Source organism: Streptomyces recifensis (assembly GCF_002154615.1).
GTDB lineage: Bacteria > Actinomycetota > Actinomycetes > Streptomycetales > Streptomycetaceae > Streptomyces > Streptomyces griseoluteus.
In genome coordinates this window covers 1-3287 of sequence record NZ_MUNH01000352.1, presented here as the reverse complement: position 1 = coordinate 3287, position 3287 = coordinate 1, and the positions used below count along the sequence as shown (strand labels likewise).

Genomic DNA, 3287 nt, shown 5'->3' with positions numbered 1-3287 from the left:
CCGCCGCCCTCGCCCGCCGCCTGGCCCCGCAGGGCGCCGCCGCCCTGATCACCGCCGGCTGGCTCCCCGGCCCCCTGGTGGAGCAGGTCAGCCGGAGCGCGGTGCGGATCCTCAACCTGGAGGCGTCCGCCGACGCGCCCTCGGGCCCGGTGGACTTCAGCAGCCCGGCGGTGCCGGGTGAGTTCGGCCCGGCCCCGGTGATGACCCCGGCTCCGGAGACGGCGCCCGGCAAGGTGAGCGTCAGCCTGGCGGCGACCTCGGCACCGGGGGAGCGGGGACGCGGGCGCCGGATGAGCTGCACGGTGGCCCTCGCGGTGGCGGGCGCCCTGGCGGCGGTCTCCCTGGGCGTCACGACCTGGCTGCGCCCCGGTTCCGGCGACGGCGACGACACGGCGGGCAGCGCCCCGGCCCACTCCGCCCCGGCCGACCGCGCCGGGGCGATCCCGGCCCGCTACCTGGGCACCTGGGAGGGCAGGGCAACCGCCCTGGACGGTGCCCTTCCCATGGGCACCTTCCGCGTCACGGTCCACCAGGCGACGCCGGGCAAGGAGCTGGGCAGCCTCCGCCAGACGGACCAACTGGGCGGAACCTGCGTGGACATCCTCACCCTGAAGCAGGTCGACCCCACCCGCCTGCTGGCCACGTCCACCGGCGCCAGGACCAACCACAAGGGCTGCGACCCCGCCCCGCACGAGATCCGTCTGACCCCCACCGGCGACGACCTCACCTACACCTCCACCGCCGCCGCGGAGGGCAACCCCGAGGCCCGCCTGTCCAAGGTGGCCCCCCATGACTGACGTGCTCCCCGTGGCACTGGCCGCCCTGTGGGGCGCCCTGACCGGCGCCCTGCTCCCGAGAGCCGCGTACCGCTTCACCACCCCCCAGGGCACTCCGTGGCGCACGACGTGCGAGGCGGACCACCCCCTGACCGGCTGGCTGGGCGCGGCCCCGTGCCGTCGGTGCCCCCGCACGACAGCGCCGGCCCTTCCCGCGGTCACGGCGGTGGTGTGCGCCCTGCTGGCCCTGGCGACGGGCCCCCGCCCGGAACTGCCGGCCTGGCTGGCCCTGGCCCCGGTGGCGACCCTCCTGACCGCGGTGGACCTGCGAGTCCACCGCCTCCCGGACCCCCTGACCCTCCCGCTCACCCCCGCGGTACTGGCGCTGCTGGCCCTGGCGGCACAGCTCCCCGACCACACCGGCAGCTACCGCACGGCCCTCTACGGAGCCCTGACCCTGGCCGTCGCCTACCTGGCCCTCCATCTGCTGAACCCCTCCGGCATGGGCTTCGGGGACGTGAAACTGGCCCCGGCGCTGGGCGCGTCCCTCGGCTGGTACGGCTGGCCGACCCTGATGCTCGGCACCTGCGCCACCTTCATGACAGGGGCCCTGTACGGCCTGGCCCTGCTCCTCACCCGCCGGGCCACCCGCAAGTCGGCCATCCCCTTCGGCCCGTTCCTGCTGACCGGCACGCTGCTGGGCGTTCTGGTGGGCGCGTACACGTCCTGATCGCCCACACGGCCTGAAGTCGGGTGATCCAAGACGCTGGCGTAGGCTGACTGGGTCCGCCCACCCGTCTCCCGCCCCACCCTGTTTCGAGCGCTACGCGCACTGTCCTTCCTTGATTAACCCTTGACGAAAGGGACGCCCGGTGACCGAGAAGGCCGAACTCGCTTCTTTGGATGTCGCAGCCGTGCTGGACCGAGCCGCAGCGGGCGGACGCATCACGCCCGAGGAAGCGCTCGTCCTCTACCGCGACGCCCCCCTGCACGCGCTCGGCGCGGCCGCCGACGCCGTGCGCCGCCGCAAGTACGCGGGCACCGAGCACATCGCCACGTACATCATCGAGCGCAACATCAACTACACGAACGTGTGCGTCACGGCGTGCAAGTTCTGCGCCTTCTACGCGGCCCCCAAGGACACCAAGAAGGGCTGGTCCCGCGACCTGGACGACATCCTGCGCCGCTGCGCGGAGACGGTCGAACTGGGCGGCACCCAGATCATGTTCCAGGGCGGACACCACCCGGACTACGGCGTCGAGTACTACGAGTCGCACTTCAAGGCGATCAAGGACGCGTTCCCCCAGCTGGTCATCCACTCCCTCGGCGCGTCCGAGGTCGAGCACATGGCCAGGATCTCCAAGGTCTCGGTGGAGGAGGCCATCACCCGCATCCACCAGGCGGGCCTGGACTCCTTCGCAGGCGCTGGCGCCGAACTCCTCCCGGCCCGGCCCCGCAAGGCGATCGCCCCGCTGAAGGAGAGCGGCGAGCGCTGGCTGGAGATCATGGAGACGGCGCACAACCTGGGCGTGGAGTCGACGTCCACCATGCTGATGGGCACGGGCGAGACGAACGCCGAGCGCATCGAGCACCTGCGCATGATCCGGGACGTGCAGGACCGCACGGGTGGCTTCCGGGCCTTCATCCCGTACACCTACCAGCCCGAGAACAACCACCTGAAGGGCCGCACGCAGGCGACGCTCTTCGAGTACCTGCGCATGATCGCGATCGCGCGTCTGTTCATGGACAACGTCCAGCACATCCAGGGCTCGTGGCTGACCACGGGCAAGGAGGTGGGTCAGCTCTCGCTGCACTACGGCGCGGACGACCTGGGCTCGATCATGCTGGAGGAGAACGTGGTCTCCTCGGCCGGCGCCAAGCACCGCAGCAACCGCCTGGAGATCATCGACCTGATCCGCAAGGCGGGCCGCACGCCCGCGCAGCGGGCGACCACCTACGAGCACCTGGTGGTCCACGACGACCCGGCGAACGACCCGGTCGACGACAGGGTGGTCTCCCACATCTCCTCGACCGCGATCGAGGGCGGCACGGCCCACCCCGAACTGAAGCTGATCGCCTCCAACTAGCCGCAAAGTGCTGACACTTCACGTAGCCGAGAACTCCCCGGAGACGTCGGTCCTGGTCGACGGGGCGACGGTGGCAGCCGTGGCCCCGTACGAAAGGCTGACGGCAGCCGCCCCGCAGGCCAGGGTCCGCCGCTGGCCCGGCATCCTCCTGCCGGGCCTGCTGAACCCGTACGCCCCGGAACTCTTGGAGTCGACCTACCACCCGGACCCGCGTGAGGCCGACGCCCTGGGCACGGAACCGATCACCGGCGAGCGGGCGGCGGAGATCTTCCGCAAGAATCCGGCGGCCCTGGGTGCGAGCGCCCGCAGGGGCGTACAGCGCATGCTGGCGCACGGCACGGTGGCGGTGGCCGGAGAGTTCCGCTCCAGGGCGGTGGCGGACGTAGTGCGCAGAGCGGCCCTGGCAGTAGGCCAACGCCCACCC

General features: G+C 72.1%; 3 protein-coding genes and 1 pseudogene. All 4 read left to right on the top strand.

Features of this window, described 5'->3' with window-relative positions; translation table 11 throughout:
- Nucleotides 1-797 (top strand): annotated as a pseudogene (locus CCN33_RS32110) (serine/threonine protein kinase); the annotation flags it as partial.
- Entirely contained in the window at nucleotides 790-1506 is a 717-nt protein-coding gene (locus CCN33_RS18835) for a prepilin peptidase (RefSeq protein WP_086694745.1), read from the top strand. The pseudogene CCN33_RS32110 and the gene CCN33_RS18835, both read left to right, overlap by 8 nt.
- A 142-nt stretch (nucleotides 1507-1648) precedes the next feature.
- The gene (gene mqnC / locus CCN33_RS18830) at nucleotides 1649-2863 is read left to right on the top strand and encodes a cyclic dehypoxanthinyl futalosine synthase (RefSeq protein WP_031183145.1); all 1215 of its coding nucleotides are present in this window, start codon (nucleotides 1649-1651) and stop codon (nucleotides 2861-2863) included.
- A 7-nt stretch (nucleotides 2864-2870) separates the two neighbouring features.
- The coding region (locus CCN33_RS18825) for a hypothetical protein (RefSeq protein ID WP_086694746.1) at nucleotides 2871-3287 on the top strand (417 nt) is incomplete at its 3' end.